The following is a 16467-nucleotide window of genomic DNA, read 5'->3' as shown; positions in this document are numbered from 1 at the left end:
AGGCTGCCCTGCCGGACCCGGCAGGGCCGGAGCGACCAGCGGAGCCCCGCAAAGCACGACCCGAGCGAATGCGAGGGGCACGCCCTGCCCCTCCCCCGTGAGAATCCTGGCAGTGTATACAACACGCCGGGGATTACGGAAGTTTTTTACATTCGGGAGCAAATTTGCCGCAGTAATGGGATTTCGGGGAACCTGTGATATATGGTTTAAAGATAAGAGAATCGGAGGACTCATGACTGAACCCAGCGAGCGCTTCTGGGAAGTGTTTTTCGAGGTTTACGAAAACCTGCCTCGTCAGGGTCCTGGTAACCGCACATGCGCTGCCAGAGCTCTCAGCCTTTGCCGCGATCTGCCGGAATCTCCCGCTATCCTCGATCTTGGATGCGGTGTCGGTGGGCAGACCCTCCAACTTGCTGAAATGATGCCAGGTTCAATCGTAGCAGTTGATAACCATGCCCCGAGCATCGAGCGGCTTCAAGCAGCTATTAAACGGAATGGCCTTTCTCAACGCGTGAACGTTCTTGTCGGAGACATGGCCCATCTGGAGCAGCAACCTGAAAGCTTTGATCTCATCTGGTCGGAGGGTGCGCTCTACAACATCGGCCTTCGGAACGCTCTTCGAGTTTGCCATGGACTACTGCGCCCTGGTGGCTACCTCGCGTTTACCGATGCGGTCTGGCGCAAGAATGCTCCGCCTTCTGAAGTGAAAGCCAGTTTCGACCTGGACTATCCCACCATGGGATGGCTGGAAGACGATATGGTAGCGATACATGACGGCGGATTCGAAATGGTTGGCCACTTTTCCTTGTCTGATGAAGCGTGGTTGGACGATTTCTACACACCTATGGAGACGCGTATTGTCGAGTTGCGCAGCAAATATGCCGGCGACCTCGAAGCCTCGGCCATACTGGATCAACTCGCTGAGGAGCCGGCAATGCATCGTCGCTATTCCGACTTCTATGCTTACGAGTTCTTCGTAGTTCGCCGCCCCTTTTAAAGTCGGCGCACAAGATGAAGAAACGCCCTAACGAGCGGGACTCCGCGCTCTGTCATGATAGTTGTCACCTAAACCTGATTGATATGGAGGTGACACATGCCACGCTACAGCGCCCAGTTTCGTAACTCTGTGCTGAAAAAGCTCCTGCTGCCTGAGGGGCGTTCAGCAAGGGGCGCAAAACAAAAAATGGAAATGGAAACGGCAAATTACCTTGACCAGCCTGGTGCCCTCCCCTCCCCGGATCAGCGTCGGGCCGGGGAGGAGGATAATTCTTTGCGGTGTCCAGGTCCAGGGGGGCGCTATAGCTCTATATCAATCATGTTTAGGTGAACGCTGTCATGACAGAGCACAACTTTACAATCGAGTAAAATTCATTATACTATATGTAGTGCTCTAAAGTTTAGAGTGCTAATATTTAGAAGGAGGTAATGTGCAACCAGAAAAAATCGGTAGACGTAACAGGATCGGGGTAATGTTGATGGTTGCCACCTCGTGGCTGGTGCTGCTGGCATTGCTGGCGGCGTTCGTTGGAGTGTTGCCACTCTGGGTGGTTCTGGTCCCGGCTGTGCCGGCCGCGCCCGGATCACTAGTGGTATTAGGCCGGCGTCGACGCCTTGACGGGCAACAGGAGCAAGAAATCGCTGCCGGACAGGCGGCGTCGGAGACCTATGAGCGGTTGCGTGACAGAATTGTTGAACTGGTAAAGGACAATGATGACCAGGCCCAGGATTTGATTGATGGCGTTCGGCACGCGCTGACTATGAACCAGCGCATGCAGAACGGCATAGATGAAATCAACGAACAGGCCGAGACTGTCAATCAGCATTTGCGGGATACCACGGCAGCGATTGAAGAGATCAATGCTACAACCGAAAGCTTTACGCAACGGGTTGAATCCCAGTCTTCGGCCGTCGTGCAAACTTCATCTGCCATGGAACAGATGAACGCCAATCTGGGGAGTGTTTCCAAGATAGCCCGCCAGCACCGGGGAAAAGCCGCTCAGCTGGCCGAGCTGGCCAGTTCTGGTGAGTCCCAGGCCGAACAGACCAATGAGCTTATCAAGCAGATAGCCGGGCACATAGATGCTGTTCAAGACGCCATAGAAGTTATCAATGGGGTCGCCGGGCAAACCAATCTGCTGTCAATGAATGCAGCGATAGAGGCGGCGCATGCCGGCGATACAGGCCGGGGTTTTGCGGTGGTGGCAGAAGAGATCCGCAAACTGGCCGAGTCAACTTCCGTGAATGCCGTCAGCATTGGCTCAACCCTGAAAGAAATTGTCAATGAAATCCACGAGGCCGAGAAACATGTGGGGCAAAATCTCGGATACTTTGTGCGGCTTCGAGAGGACGTCGACCAGACAGCCAGTGCTTTTTCCGAAATAGATCACGCCACTGATGAAATTTCCCAGGGTAGCCAAGAGGTCGTCAAGGCGACCACAGAGCTGGTCGCGATTACCGAGGAGATTCAGACCGGAAGTCGGGAGATCGCTGAAAGCATGTCAGAAATCACCGGAGCCATGATGGAGATCCGGCAGGCCAGTCAGGCGACTGATGTGCGCAGTGAACGAATTGATGAGTTACTGACCAATAATAACCGGATTCTGTCCAAGCTGGCTAATGCCAGCATGCGTGGGGTGCAGGCGGTTCAGGATCTCGAAGAGGAATTGTACGGCGAAGAAAATGTCAGCATGAATTCCAACATGGTCGCCCTAAATCATTTGCAGTGGCTGACGCGTGTGCGCCGCCTGATTGATAGTGGTGACTACCGGTCAACATGGAAATCATCTAGTTCAGGGGCTTGCTGGCTGACGAGGTGGCTACAAAGTAATGAGGGGCGCCAGTACAGCCACCAGCAGGTTTATTCCGAGCTGGTTACCATCCACAACAACTTTCACAGCAAGGTAGAGCAGCTGATCGGGCTGGCACGCAACCAGACTCCGGCGCGTCGCAGTGATGAAGACCAGGAAACGCTGGAGGTGAGGTACAAGCAATTGCTGGAATCTGCCGAGGAATTTATCGGGGTCCTTGATCGACTCGGTGATGAGGTCGATAGGCATACCGAGGAGATTCAGCAACAAGCATTGGCCGAGCAGGATGAAGAGCTGGCTGTGGATATTGAGGAAGCTGGTTGAGATCGGGGCCGACCGGTGTGCGGTGGCTGGACAAGGGGAGCCAAAATGGAAACGGCAAATTACCTTGACCAGCCTGGTGCCCTCCCCTCCCCGGATCAGCGTCGGGCCGGGGAGGAGGATAATTCTTTGCGGTGTCCAGGTCCAGGGGGGCGCTATAGCTCGTTATTGACGAAACTACATTGCCTGGCAAGGCTTCCTCTGAAGGTAAACCCGTGGTAGGATTCTGGAGCCCGTTGCATTGCAACGAGTGCTGTGATGAGGAGAAGTCGGTGGTGGAAGAAATGCTACGGGCGAAGCATGGCGATCCCAACAATCCATTGCGGATAGGCGACATCGAGATCGAGTGTTACGTCCTCGAAAACGAACAGCGCGTTCTGGTGAGCAGCGGACTATCCAAGGCATTAAATCTCCAAACAGGGCAAAAAACCCACCCCGCAGAACTCCAGGCATTTTTCAAAAAATCGCACTTAAAACCATTCAAGATAATGAGTTATCCAGTCGCGTCAGCAAAAAAGTCAGATTCATTCGTCCCGGTAGAGGAGGGAGTCCGGCAGTTGGCTTTGATGTTGAAATCCTTCCGCTAATCTGCAGCGCGGTGCTTGAGCTCAACCATAAACACATGCTCGATATGCGCTATCGCGAGACTGCTGAAAGGTGTCGGATTTTATTAGGCGGCTTCGCAAAAATTGGAATAATCGCTCTGGTCGATGAAGCCACCGGGTACCAGTACTCTCGAAAAAAAGACGCTCTACAACAGATCCTTGACCGCTATCTATATGAGAAGCACGCTACATGGGCGAAACGATTCCCGGATGAGTTCTACCGTCAGATATTTCGCCTTCGCGGTTGGGAATATGCCCCTCAAACAATCAAGAGGCCAGGTGTGATCGGCACTATTACCAAAGATGTGGTGTACAAACGTCTTGCCCCTGGGATTCTGGAGGAGCTTGAACATCGGAATCCTCCGGTTTCTCCCGGTGTTCGAAAAGTACGCCATCACCAGTTCCTCACGGACGATATAGGTCATCCCACGCTACGAGATCATATCAGTGGCGTGATTGCCATAATGCGAATCTCCGATAACTGGCCCGACTTTAGGCACAAAATAATAAAGGCGTATCCGATTGTTGGCGAACAACATCTATTGGATTTATATAGGGACATCCCTGAAGATGAGATCGATGACTGACAAATCTTCACTATTTACCCCACCCCCCTGGGGGGGCTGACGCGGCCTGCCATAACGTCAACCATCTGTTCCTGCGTGAGGTGCGTAGCGGTTACGCAATAAGCTCCTCTATCACCGGCAGAACCTCCCTCAGCCGCGCAATCCTCCGTCTCTTATACCTTGCCTGCGACGCTGAGAGAGCCCGCTCGCCATACGTCTGGGAATGACCTACAAGCTCACGCACCAGGATTTCCGAAACATCCCGGTCAATGAGCTCCGTAACGAGTGTGTCCTTCAACGAGTACGGAGTCCGCTTCATCCCGTCCATTCGTTCCGGCAATCCGAGCGTCTTCATCATGTGCTGAAATCGTTTGGTGAACCATGTGTACCCGAAGGACTCACCCGACTCGTAGCCCCAGATGAACGGGCCCCGTCGCGGCACCTGGTTTATCGCCTCCACGACTGCCGGGATCAGCGGCACCTGCCGGCCATCCTTCCGAGGGTCCTTCACGTCCGGAAATGTCAACACGTCATCCTGGAGGTGCTCCCAACGGCACAGGAGGACCGCTGAAGGCCGTTCACCGGTTGTCGCGATAACGAACCCAAAAGACCAGGCTTCGGCGTGTGAGAGAGGCCCCTGCGCTGATCCCTTGCGCTTGGCATCTTTGTTGCCGTGGTAGTTCTCGCCGTATCCCCAGGAGGAGGCCTGCTCAACGAACATTTTTCGCAGCTCTGCCGGGGAGAAAATACCGCGTGAACGTGTTCGCTCGACAACCTTTCCGACGCTAGAGGCTGGATTGACGTCGATCGAGCGCCGGTGAACCCCATTGGCAAATGCTTTCTTCACTGCCGATAATGCCGCGTTTATCGTCCTGCTCCCGATCTCGTTCCTGGGAAGATGCGCTCGCTCCTCCGGGGGAATGTGCAACTTCCCTGCCCCGTCACGTTCTCCGCCGCGCCAGGCTTCGAAAGCTTCTTTCTCGTCGTCTCCCCTCAACCCGGAGTACCCCTGGCTGCGGAGATCGGCCTTCCAGTCTTCAAAATGCCCCGGAGTGAGCTTCTCAACCTCGATCTCGGCAATCGGGTGCGTGAATACCAGGAGCTCAAGACGCCGCCGCTGTTCGGCTATGTAGCGCTCAGTTGGGACATTGCCATCTGCCACGAGTTGCTTCACATGAGGGCACCGGTCCCAAACGAAATACGGGTCTAGGAACTCCCGGAGCGTGAGTCCACGTTTATTGTACAGGATCGCTCGTTGATATTGTTCTGACGCGTAGTGATCGGCGTCGGAGCGGTTGGTCGCCTGGCCTTTGGCGTTCCGCTTGATCGGAATCTCAGTGGATTCGTAGTCCTGCCAGAATCGGAGCTTGTAATACCAGTATCTTCGCCCTCGGTCTATCACGGACCAAGGTTTCGATGGTCGGCCACGCTTCGCCATGCTTTCTATGATACCCGAAAATAGGAATAAATTGCCATTTTAATGTACATGAATGGGAAAAGAAAAACCCTTACAAAGCTAAGTTGTTGCTTTGTAAGGGTTTAGAAGTGGGCGAAGAGGGATTTGAACCCCCGACATCCTGCTTGTAAGGCAGGCGCTCTCCCAGCTGAGCTATTCGCCCGTAACGCCGGGAATATACCATACCCCTTCAAAGTGCGTCAACTGATTTCTATCAGAACCTTATTCTGCCAGCCGCCTTACTGTAACAAAAGCAACCACCTGTGATAGTATTCTCAATACGTTATGACTGAAAAAACACGAAACATCGGCATCATGGCCCACATTGATGCAGGCAAGACAACCACAACAGAGCGCATCCTTTATTACACTGGCAAGTCCCATCGCATCGGCGAAGTGGACGATGGCGCTGCAACCATGGACTGGATGCCCCAGGAACAGAACCGGGGAATCACAATCTCCTCAGCAGCAACCACAACCTACTGGAACGATCACCGCATTAACATTATCGATACCCCCGGACACGTGGACTTCACCGCCGAGGTGGAACGAAGCCTCCGCGTCCTGGACGGAGCCGTGGCAATTTTCTGCGCCGTTGGGGGGGTTGAGCCTCAAAGCGAGACTGTCTGGCGTCAGGCCGATTCCTACGAGGTTCCCCGGATTGCCTTCGTGAACAAGATGGACCGCATCGGGGCCGACTTCTTTTCCGTGATCCAGGAAATCCGGGAAAAACTGGGAGCAACACCGGTTCCTTTGGCCCTCCCCATCGGTGCTGAATCTTCTTTTTCCGGCACCATCGATCTGATCACCATGAAGGAGCGCCACTGGAACAGCGGCGATTCTGGCAGAACCATCGAAGAGCATCCCATCCGGGAGGATCTTCTCCTCCTGGCCGAGGAGTGGCGAGAAAAGCTCCTCGATGCGGTCTCGGCCCACTCCGACGAGATAACAGAACGCATCCTGGATGAGCAGGAGGTTCCCCCGGAGCTTATCCGCACCATCCTGCGCCAGGAAACCCTGAAACGGTCCCTGGTACCTGTCTACGTTGGCGCCAGTCTCAAAAATATCGGCGTTCAATCGGTCCTGGACGGGGTGATCGACTTTCTCCCCGCCCCGGAAGAACTGCCTCCCCTCCAGGGAATGCATCCCAAAAAAGGCGAACCGGTCCTGGTGGAGCGCACCGACGAGGGCCAGACCGTGGGGCTGGTATTCAAAATCCAGACCGATCGGGAGGCTGGAAATCTCTGCTTCGTCCGCCTCTATCAGGGAACACTGAAATCAGGAACGGCCATCTTCAACCACAATCAGGGCAAGAGGGAACGGGTAAACCGCATCTTCCGAATGCACGCAAACCGCACGGAACAAACAGACCGTCTGGTAGCAGGCGAGATCGGTGTGATTGTGGGTTTCAAAATCGCCCAAACGGGAGACTCCTTCGGTAGCGAGGGCTTTCCCGTGATCCTGGAGCGGATGCATTTCCCCGAGCCCGTTATATCCGTGGCAATCGAGCCACGAACCATGAGCGAACGGGAACGACTCCAGGAGGTCCTCCAGCTTCTGACCCGCGAAGACCCTACCTTCCTCTGGAAAGAAGATGAAGACACGGGAGAGCTGATCATCTCCGGCATGGGAGAGTTGCATCTGGACGTTCTGGTCACCCGGATTGTGGAGGACTACAAAGTAAACGCGAAAGTTGGAAATCCGCAAGTCACCTACCGCGAGACGATCACCTCCGAGATGGACCATACCGAGGTTTTCCATAAGGTGATCGCCGGGAAGGAAAACCACGCCGAGCTGACCCTGCGTGTATCCCCCCGGAAGAGAGGAGCGGGAAATCACTTTGAGAGCTCTGTTCCTCTTTCAAAACTGCCGGATCCCTTTGCTTCAGCAGCGGCCCGGGGAATTACGGGGGCCTTCAACTCCGGGATCAGTCTGGGCTACCCCACCGTGGATATCAGGGTAGAACTAATCGATGCAGTCTATTCGGAACTCACGGCTACGGAGTTTGCCTTTGAAGCGGCAGGCGCGATGGCCTTCGACAACGCCTGCCGGAAGGCAGGAGCTACTCTGCTCGAACCGGTGATGAAGGTAACCGTGCTGGTTCCCCAGGATTTTATGGGGGAGGTAATCAACGGTATCACCACCCGGGGAGGCCTGGTCCATGCCGTAGAAAGCAGACCCGGGGTGGAACACATCCTCGCCGAAGCTCCGCTCAAGAAGATGTTCGGCTACAGCACTGCCTTGCGAAGCACCACCCAGGGACGGGGAAATTATTCCATGGAGTTCTCTCATTTCGCTCCCGATTCCGGGCGATAGAAACCAGTCAGGCCGAGGGAATAATACCGGGGGTATAACTTTTCCTTGACAACACCCGGGACCAACAGGAGAATTGATAGCTAAATAACAGTCCCAGACAGGAAGGATGTGTTCATCATGGCGTACACTACAGATCGGATCAGGAACATTGCAGTTGCCGGCCACGGATCGACCGGAAAAACTTCTTTTGTCGAGCAGCTCCTCTTCGCAGGAAAGGCAATAGACGCTCCCGCATCGGTGGAGTCTGGCAAGACCGTGAGCGACTACACGCCCGAGGAAATAGAGAATGGAATGTCTCTCCACACATCCCTCTCCTACATTGACTGGCAGGAGTGCAAGGTTAATATCCTGGACACTCCCGGAGCATCGGATTTTGTCGGCGAAGTAGTAACGGCCTTTCGCGCTGCAGAGTCAGCTGTCATGATTGTCGGCGCCCGGGCCGGGGTTCAGATCGAGACACTCAAGCTGTGGCGGCGCCTGGATAACCGCAACAAGCCCCGCATGGTCTTCATAAACAAAATGGACGAGGATCGGGCCGATTACGAAAAGGTCCTGGCAGACCTTCAGGAAAAGTTTGACATCACCCTGGTGCCCATCGCCGTTCCTCTCGGCGCTGCCGATACCTTCTCGGGCGTGGTGGATCTGGTAAATCAGGAAGCCTGGTTTCCCGGAGGAGCGGCAAACCCCGAAAAACCGGGAGAAATTCCCCAGGAAGCAGCGGAAACCATTGGGCAGTACCGGGCCCAGCTTATCGAGGCGGCCGCCGAGGGCGATGATGAGCTCACCATGAAGTATCTGGAAGAGGAGAACCTCACCGAGGAAGAGATCCGCCGGGGAATTTCCGAGGGACTTCGGGCAAACAAGGTAGTGCCGGTTTTCTGCGGCTCGGCCCTTCAAAACAGCGGCATCAAGATCTTTCTTGACTTCCTCTCCTGGGCAGCGCCCTCCCCGGCCGGGGTTACAGAGATCGCTGTGGACAAGGAAGGGAACGAATCAGCCTACACAATCAGCCCCGACGAGGCCTTTGCCGCAATGAACTTCAAGACGACCCTGGACCAGTTCTCGGGGAAACTCTCTTTTGTAAAAGTCATGGGTGGAAGCCTCACACCGGGCGCCGAGTTTGTCATCGACCGGGACGGAAAAAAGATGAAGGCCGGGAAAATTCACTGCGCAGAGGGGAAGAAGCTCGTTGAGACCACAGAACTCTGTGCCGGTGACCTGGGGGTCCTGACAAAAATCACCGATGCCCATACCAACGACACCTTCCACGCTCCCGAGGTGTTCATCCACTTCCGACCCCTTGCGCTCCCTCAGCCCGTATACGCTCTGGCCATCTCAGCAAGCAGCAAAAAGGACGAGGACAAACTGAACGAACACCTGGTGCGTACAACCGAGGAAGACAAAACCTTCACCGTAACCTTTAATCCCGAGACCCATGAGACAGTAATTGCCGGCATGGGAGAGCTTCATATCAATACAATTCTGGATCGCATAAAAAAGAGCCAGAAAATCGAGCTCGAGACCCGTCCGCCCCGCGTGGCCTACCGGGAGACGATTACCAAGTCAACAGAGGTGAGTTACCGCCACAAGAAGCAGTCCGGTGGTCACGGGCAATTTGGCGAGGTCCATCTCCGCGTTCGGCCCCTCGAACGAGGCGAGGAGTATCACTTCGCCAATGAGATCAAGGGTGGGTCCGTATCAAAGGGCTATGTCCCGGGCATCGAGAAAGGCCTCCACGAGGCGATGGAACACGGTGTTCTTGCGGGCTATCCCGTAAAAGATGTGGGGATCGTTCTCTTCGACGGAAAGGAGCACCCCGTGGACTCCTCCGAGATGGCCTTCAAGATTGCCGCCCGGGGAGGCCTGAGGGAAGCCATGAAGAAGTGCGGCCCCGTCTTGCTGGAACCGGTGATGAAGCTCGCCGTGTTCATTGAGGAACAGTATCTGGGAGATGTCCTCTCCGATATGAGTTCAAAACGCGGCCGTGTTTTGGGCCAGGATCAACTGGGAGGGGGGATCATCGAGATCGACGCTCTGGTGCCCCAATCCGAACTCTTGCGCTACGCCATTGATCTGCGGTCGATGACGGCAGGAACAGGAAGTTTCGAGATGGAGCTGGATCACTATGATCCGGTAAGCGGCAAAATTGCCGATGAGATCATCGCCAACTCACACCACGAGGATCGGGAGGAGTAGGCACATCTCCTCCCCTGGCATCCCCAAAAGCGCTGCGAAGAGGCTCTCTCCGCAGCGCTTTTTTTACTCACAGCGAGTATAATGGAGTTCAAATATCTCGTGCCCCTTCCGTAACCCTTTCCGTTCAAAAGCCGTTTCCGGTCTCCACGATTGCGGCGGGGCAAATCCATCGAAGCTGTTCCTGAAGTGTCGGGACACCCCCATAACCTCAAGCATCTGCCTGGCGTAATCCTCCCAGTCCGTTACCATGTAGAGATACCCCCCAGGTCGCAGCACCGTTGCCACAAGTTCAGGGAACCCCTCCCGAACTATTCTGCGCTTCTGGTGCCGTTTTTTGTGCCAGGGATCGGGAAAAAACAGGTGAACGCCGTCAACACTTTCAGCAGGAATCAAGCGCTTGCAGAGAGGCACCGCGTCGCACCGGGCGATCCGCAGATTATGAAGTTGTCGCTCTTCGATCTCGCCAAGAAGCTTTCCTACCCCCGGCTTGTGAACTTCAACTCCCAAAAAATCCCTGTCGCTCTGGCTCTCGGCAAGATCCGCCAGAGAATCTCCCATGCCAAAGCCGATGTCGACGATCACCGGCCGCTTTGGATCGTCGCGCCGGTGGGGAAAGACCCCCTCCCAGGAAATCTTTTGCAGGAGATTCTCATCTTGAGGAAGGTCATCGAAGGAAGGTACTGGTATGCAAAAACGGTCTCTCAGCCCTTCGTAGGCCTCTTTCTGGTGATCACTCATTCGTGCTGCCCGCAGAACGTAGCTGCGAATATTATTCATCGGACTCTTCTCTCCTTATATTCCATGTGGTTATGCGGCATCTGCGGAAATCATCGTTCCGGCTGTTCACGAGACACTAAACCGGATGATGATTCGGTCAGTTCAGGGCCAGCAAAACACCTCCAGCCCCTAGAGCAACTGGGCCAGGCGACCACGGATAAACTCTGACTTCTCTTTCAACCCTACCCGCCCCGTTTCCATAATAATTACGTTGGGTCGTTGCGGATCCAGGGAAACGGATCCCCCGGAGTTTTTGATCAACGAGAGCACGCGGTCTACCGAGACCGATGCTACCTTGCCAAACTCCACCGCTAGACGTCCCTGACGCTCCCTCAGGGACGCCACATGGAGGCGGCGGGCAAGAATCCGTATCTCTGCCAGACCAAGCAAACTCTGGACCTCTTCGGGCATCGGGCCGAACCGGTCTTCAATTTCACCAATCAGCTCTTCAAACTGAACGTCAGTGGTCACGGCAGCTATTTTTTTATAAACCTCCATCTTTTCCATCGGCTCCTCGATATACTGATCGGGAATGAAACCAGTATATTCCAGTTCCAGATAGACCTCTTCTCCCTGATCATCTTCCGAAGCGGTGCTCTTCTCGGCGCTCTTAATGGCGTCATCCAGGAGCTTCAAATAGAGATCAAAACCGATGGACCCAATATCACCGCTTTGCTGACTTCCTAAAAGATTGCCTGCGCCCCGCACTTCCAGATCCTTCATGGCGATCTTGAAGCCGCTCCCCAACTCGGTGAAATCATTGATAATTTCCAGACGCTTCATGGCCAGCTCCGAGAGGGCTCGCTGGTCCGGATAAAAAAGATAGGCAAAGGACGTTCGATCGCTTCTCCCCACGCGGCCCCGCAGCTGATAGAGCTGGGATATACCGTACATGTCGGCCCGGTCTATGATGATGGTATTGACGTTAGGGATGTCGATTCCGTTTTCGATGATCGTGGTGGCCACCAGGACGTGGAACGCACCGCTTATAAAGCGGTGCATAATATCTTCCAGCTGTCGCCCCCCCATCTGTCCGTGAGCAGAGTCCACAATAACCTCGGGAACCAGCTGCTCAAGAAAGTGCCGAACGTTCTCCAGGGTCTCCACACGGTTGTGAAGAAAGAAGACCTGCCCTCCCCGCTCAACCTCAGCCCGAATCGCCCTGGCGATCGTCTCATCGTTGAACTCGGAGATCACCGTCTCTACGGCCTGCCTGTTATGAGGAGGGGTTCTCAGAAGGGACATATCGCGGATTTTCAGGAGAGACATGTGGAGTGTCCTCGGAATGGGTGTGGCTGTCAGGGTGAGACAGTCCACACTGTGCTTGAGCTCCTTCAGTCGCTCCTTATCCTTCACCCCAAAGCGCTGCTCTTCGTCAACAATAATGAGTCCCAGATTATGAAACTCCACCGATTTCTGGAGGATACTGTGGGTACCGATTACCGCATCGATTGCACCCGAGGCAATCCCCTGGAGCACCTCTTTTTTCTCCTTGTTTTTGACAAACCGGGAGAGCATGGCCAGCTTGACGGGAAATCGTTCGAACCGCTCAAGCATGTTCTCGTAATGCTGTTCCGCCAGAATTGTAGTGGGAGCAAGAAATGCCACCTGTTTTCCACTAGCCACAGCCTTGAAAGCAGCCCGCAGGGCAAGCTCGGTTTTTCCGTAGCCCACGTCGCCACAAACAAGTCGATCCATGGGCTGGGGGCGCTCCATATCCTGTTTGATCTCGAAGAGGCACCGGAGCTGGTCCTCAGTCTCTTCATACGGAAAAGACGATTCAAACTCCATTTGCCATTCCGTATCGGGAGGGAATCCGTAGCCCTGGACCCTTTTCCGCCGCGAGTACAGAGCGATCAGCCGATCGGCCAGATCCTCGACGTTCTTCCGGACAGCTCCCTTTCGTTTTTCCCAGCTTTTTCCGCCGATCTTGTCGAGCCGGGGAGGTGTTCCGCCCGATCCAATATAACGCTGAATCAGGTTAACCTGCTCAATTGGAGTAAAGACCGATTCTTCGTCGGCATATTCCAGTTGTATGTAGTCCCGTTCATTACCCGCCGCAGTCATTCGCTTGATTCCGCAGAACCGGCCGATTCCGTAGTTCACATGAACCACGTAATCACCCTCATCAAGCTCCACAAAGGTATCGATGGGAGAGCTCTCGGCCTTGCGCAAGCTCGCCGGGGCTCTTCGCCGTCGCCCGAAGATCTCGTTCTCCTGGATGACCACCAGACGTTGTGCAGGGAGAGCAAAGCCGCCGGTGATGTGCCCCAGCACCACATCAACTGAATAGTCCCGCAGGAGAAACTCGATCCGTTTTTGCTGCGCCTCGGTGTCAGCCACCACGATCACCCGATGACCAGAGCCGGTAAGGGTTGAAAGCTCTTCCTTCAGATAATTGATGTTCCCGAAAAAGGAACGGGGAGGATCACAAGAAAAACGAAGAGCTCCCTGGTCCTGGGAAGAAGCAAGAGAGTCAAAATGCAGGGAAGAATTCTGAACCTGCTGCAGCAAATCTTCGCAGGAGACAAAAACACGATCAGGCCTCGGCAGGGGACGACGAAAGTGTTCTTCGGCGAAGATAGTCTCGAACTCTTTCCGGAAGTTTTCCCCCAGGGCAAGGATTCTCTGGGGGTCGATCCAGATTACCCGACCATCAGCGTGAAGAAAATCCAGGATTGTAGCGCTCTGCTGAAGCTCCTGGGCAAAAGCGGCCGTCCAGTAAGGGGGCGATAACTCCCGTTCTGCAAGATCAGGAAGTTGATCTTTCACGGCCCGCATTTCGGGCCACTGGAGCGCTTCCTGAAAGAGGTCGCGTCGCTCCTCCTGAGTCCAGGCCGTTTCCCTGAGAGGGTACAGTTGAAGCGACGGGATTTTCTCTCGCGACGCCTGGGTAACAGCATCAAAGAGACGGATTCCGGAGATTTCATCGAAATCGAAGACCACCCGGCAGGGAGACTCCCACCCTGGCAGGAAGATATCCAGCACCTCTCCCCGAAGGGCGAACTCACCGTGGACACTCACCTTTGGAACGCGCCAGTACCCCATCTGAATCAGCTGCTGCGATATTTTTACCGGATCGAAAGGAGCTCCTGTCTCCAGCGTAATAATGTGTCTCAAAAGGCTTTTGGGCCTGGCGGTGCGCATCGTCATCGCCCGCAAGGGTGCTATCACAATACGGCGCTTTCCCCGGTTCAGTTCTACCATAGCCCGCATCCGCTCGCCCCAGGATGAAGAACGGGAGGAAGGTTCTGCGTAGGCACTGGTTCCCCAGGAAGGAAGAGAGATTGGATCAAGCCCGAAAAGCTCCAGGTCTCCCCTGAGCGGAGCAATTTCACTCTCGTTGGGAACCACCACCAGAAGAGGCCCTTCCATGTCGCCAAAGATTCGTGAGACCAGGTAACTTGCGAAGGTTGTTTTTGCTCCCCGCACCGAAAGAGGCAAGGGGCCATTTTTCACCGCCCGTGACAGCTCAAGCATCTGGGGATTCCCGCCAAAACGGGAAGTTAACTGCTCTTTGAGTAAGGTTTTGCTGGAATTTGTCGACATTGTGATTGAGGTCCTATGTTGCAAAATCGCCGAACGTTTAGTCTGGCCTATCTGCTAGTATGTGTTGTCTTTCCTCTCTGTATCGAGGCTCTAACAGTCTCGATCCGGCTCTTTGACGAAGATATCTACTTTCCCGACAGCTCCATCTATATTGCGGTCTCAGTGGAGAACCAGACTCCCGAAAGCGCCCAGTTCAAGATCGCTGACAACCGGCTATTTAACCTGGATTTCTCCGTCACTGATTCCTCGAACAGATCCTTGGAAAACTCGAAAGAATTTATCATAGGGAGAACAACGAATCAAGTTTTCTATCGCACAGTAACACTTGAACCGGGAGAACACTTTCGGTTTATCGAGGCTCTGACGGATTACGTTTCCCTGGATACGGCAGGGCAATACCGGATTCGGGCAGAGTTTTACCCCGACCTCTTCCGGGGAGGGGCCAGTCAGCGCATTGTATCAAACACCATTCCTCTCTCCATACGGCCGGGACACTCCCCGGAAATACGCCAGGAGATGCGGTTTCAGGCAATCACCGAAGCACGACTCGAGCGGGAGCGAAAAAGCCCCGACGAGATTGTTGAGTATTTCCTGGAAGCCCGACGCCAGGAGAATTGGGATCGTTTTTTTCTGTACCTTAATCTGGAAAAAATATACCGCCAGAGTCCTGAACGCGACCGCCGATTCCGTCTGATGAGCGAGAGAGACCAGATTGAGGCGGTTCGGGAGTTCCGGGAGACTCTTATTGGCCAACCCTCGGGCGCAGACGCCGCGCTTGTACAAGTTCCAAAGACGTATGAAATCCTTCAGACCAGCTACTCTCCCAACGAAGGTCAGGTAGTGACCCTGCTCTCTTTTGATTATGAGCGTTACCGAGAGCGGAAGCGCTATACCTTTCGTCTTGAGCGAAGAAACGGTTTCTGGGAGATTATTGGTTACAATGTAGAAAATCTCCCAAATGAGGCGATCAACGAATGACCGTGATGCTTGTAAGCGAGAGCGCCGAACTACGCCCGTATATTCAGGAATCCTTAAGCCATCGGGATACCGATGTAATCTGCTACGACAATCCTATCAAAGCCATGGACAATCTTGAGGAGATAGAGCCCCAGATCGTTCTTTTCTCGGCAACAGATTACCCCAGACATTGGAAACCCTTCATCGCCTATCTGCGAAATACCTTCAGTCGGCGGGAGACGGTTTTTATTCTCACCGTGAATAATTCTTTCGACGATGCCGAGGCTGAAAAGGCTGAATACTTGCAGGTGAACGCCATAATCACCGAGGCCCTCTCCAATGAGGAGACAGCTCAACGCCTGAGGGGTATTGTAACACGCTATTATCAAAGCCTGGATGTTCGAAGCGCAGCACGATACATGCCCTCCCGCGACGATTCCATTCGCTGTATCTTTACAAATCCCTATACGTTTCGACTTGTCTGTTGTGAAATAATTGATATTTCCAGCGGAGGTTTGCTGGCACGCCCGATTTTACCGGAGGAGACGTCACGCATTGATACGTATGCGATTATAACTGCTGCATCACTCCTGCTGGGAGCGCAGATCGCATCGATAAAGATGAAGGTTGTCCGGGTTAGCGATAGCATCGCCTTTGAATACGTCGATATGCCCCTGGACACCGAGCAGATGATCTCGTCCTACCTCTCAGAGCGCATGCCCCCACTGTCCTGATTGTAGCCATACATGCGCCCCTGCGGTACACACCGGGGTACCCAGACGTTTTTTACGCTCGTTTCTGGCAGCCGGGTTTTATACAAGCACAAAAAAAAACGTCTGGCGACGACCTACTCTCCCACCTTGCGGCAGTACCATCGGCGCGAGAGGGCTTAACTTCCGTGTTCGGAATGGGAACGG

11 protein-coding genes, 1 tRNA gene and 1 rRNA gene are annotated in these 16467 nt (G+C 54.3%); 8 read left to right on the top strand and 5 right to left on the bottom strand.

What is annotated here, in order from left to right; all coding sequences use genetic code 11:
- From BW950_RS15415 to BW950_RS13660, 4 genes are all read left to right on the top strand, one after another.
- The coding region (locus BW950_RS15415) for a hypothetical protein (protein ID WP_234969127.1) at positions 1–198 on the top strand (198 nt) is incomplete at its 5' end.
- Between the two features lie 34 nt (positions 199–232).
- Entirely contained in the window at positions 233–997 is a 765-nt protein-coding gene (locus tag BW950_RS13675; protein WP_076489863.1) for a class I SAM-dependent methyltransferase, read from the top strand.
- 430 nt (positions 998–1427) lie between these two features.
- Positions 1428–3131: a methyl-accepting chemotaxis protein gene (locus BW950_RS13670; protein WP_234969126.1), complete on the top strand. Its 1704-nt coding sequence runs from the start codon at positions 1428–1430 to the stop codon at positions 3129–3131.
- Between the two features lie 343 nt (positions 3132–3474).
- The gene (locus BW950_RS13660; protein ID WP_143559261.1) at positions 3475–4320 is read left to right on the top strand and encodes a P63C domain-containing protein; all 846 of its coding nucleotides are present in this window, start codon (positions 3475–3477) and stop codon (positions 4318–4320) included.
- 91 nt (positions 4321–4411) lie between these two features.
- On the opposite strand, the gene BW950_RS13655 is transcribed toward BW950_RS13660, so the two are convergent.
- Both BW950_RS13655 and BW950_RS13650 read right to left on the bottom strand, forming a co-directional pair.
- Positions 4412–5737 (bottom strand): site-specific integrase, encoded by a 1326-nt coding sequence (locus BW950_RS13655; RefSeq protein WP_076489858.1) that lies wholly within the window; start codon positions 5735–5737, stop codon positions 4412–4414.
- A 108-nt stretch (positions 5738–5845) separates the two neighbouring features.
- Positions 5846–5918: transfer RNA gene (locus tag BW950_RS13650), tRNA-Val, on the bottom strand.
- Positions 5919–6040: 122 nt separating this feature from the next.
- On the opposite strand from BW950_RS13650, the gene fusA (BW950_RS13645) reads away from it, so the two are divergent.
- Entirely contained in the window at positions 6041–8071 is a 2031-nt protein-coding gene (gene fusA / locus BW950_RS13645; RefSeq protein ID WP_076489857.1) for an elongation factor G, read from the top strand.
- A gap of 117 nt (positions 8072–8188) precedes the next feature.
- Entirely contained in the window at positions 8189–10267 is a 2079-nt protein-coding gene (fusA, locus tag BW950_RS13640) for an elongation factor G (protein ID WP_076489861.1), read from the top strand.
- A gap of 63 nt (positions 10268–10330) precedes the next feature.
- Here fusA (BW950_RS13640) and trmB read toward each other — a convergent pair whose 3' ends face one another.
- Positions 10331–11044 (bottom strand): tRNA (guanosine(46)-N7)-methyltransferase TrmB, encoded by a 714-nt coding sequence (gene trmB, locus BW950_RS13635; RefSeq protein WP_076489856.1) that lies wholly within the window; start codon positions 11042–11044, stop codon positions 10331–10333.
- Between the two features lie 129 nt (positions 11045–11173).
- Positions 11174–14524 (bottom strand): transcription-repair coupling factor, encoded by a 3351-nt coding sequence (gene mfd, locus BW950_RS13630; RefSeq protein WP_076489855.1) that lies wholly within the window; start codon positions 14522–14524, stop codon positions 11174–11176.
- A gap of 84 nt (positions 14525–14608) precedes the next feature.
- Here mfd and BW950_RS13625 point away from each other — a divergent pair, with 84 nt between their 5' ends.
- Positions 14609–15571, top strand: a complete 963-nt coding sequence (locus BW950_RS13625) for a hypothetical protein (RefSeq protein ID WP_076489854.1) — start codon at positions 14609–14611, stop codon at positions 15569–15571.
- On the top strand, positions 15568–16284 hold the full coding sequence (locus BW950_RS13620; protein ID WP_076489853.1) for a PilZ domain-containing protein: 717 nt from the start codon (positions 15568–15570) through the stop codon (positions 16282–16284). The genes BW950_RS13625 and BW950_RS13620 overlap by 4 nt, the downstream gene beginning before the upstream one ends.
- A gap of 100 nt (positions 16285–16384) precedes the next feature.
- On the opposite strand, the gene rrf is transcribed toward BW950_RS13620, so the two are convergent.
- Positions 16385–16467 (bottom strand): 5S ribosomal RNA (rrf, locus tag BW950_RS13615); the annotation flags it as partial.

This window comes from Alkalispirochaeta americana (genome assembly GCF_900156105.1).
Lineage (GTDB): Bacteria > Spirochaetota > Spirochaetia > DSM-27196 > Alkalispirochaetaceae > Alkalispirochaeta > Alkalispirochaeta americana.
This window is presented reverse-complemented; position numbering and strand designations above follow the sequence as displayed.

Bases quoted from the DNA above. Each gene is read 5' to 3' on its own strand.
- BW950_RS13675 (WP_076489863.1), top strand. From the start codon at position 233: ATGACTGAACCCAGCGAGCGCTTCTGGGAAGTGTTTTTCGAGGTTTAC.
- BW950_RS13655 (WP_076489858.1), bottom strand. From the start codon at position 5,737: ATGGCGAAGCGTGGCCGACCATCGAAACCTTGGTCCGTGATAGACCGA.
- fusA (WP_076489857.1), top strand. From the start codon at position 6,041: ATGACTGAAAAAACACGAAACATCGGCATCATGGCCCACATTGATGCA.
- fusA (WP_076489861.1), top strand. From the start codon at position 8,189: ATGGCGTACACTACAGATCGGATCAGGAACATTGCAGTTGCCGGCCAC.
- trmB (WP_076489856.1), bottom strand. From the start codon at position 11,044: ATGAATAATATTCGCAGCTACGTTCTGCGGGCAGCACGAATGAGTGAT.
- mfd (WP_076489855.1), bottom strand. From the start codon at position 14,524: ATGCTTGAGCTGTCACGGGCGGTGAAAAATGGCCCCTTGCCTCTTTCG.
- BW950_RS13625 (WP_076489854.1), top strand. From the start codon at position 14,609: ATGTTGCAAAATCGCCGAACGTTTAGTCTGGCCTATCTGCTAGTATGT.
- BW950_RS13620 (WP_076489853.1), top strand. From the start codon at position 15,568: ATGACCGTGATGCTTGTAAGCGAGAGCGCCGAACTACGCCCGTATATT.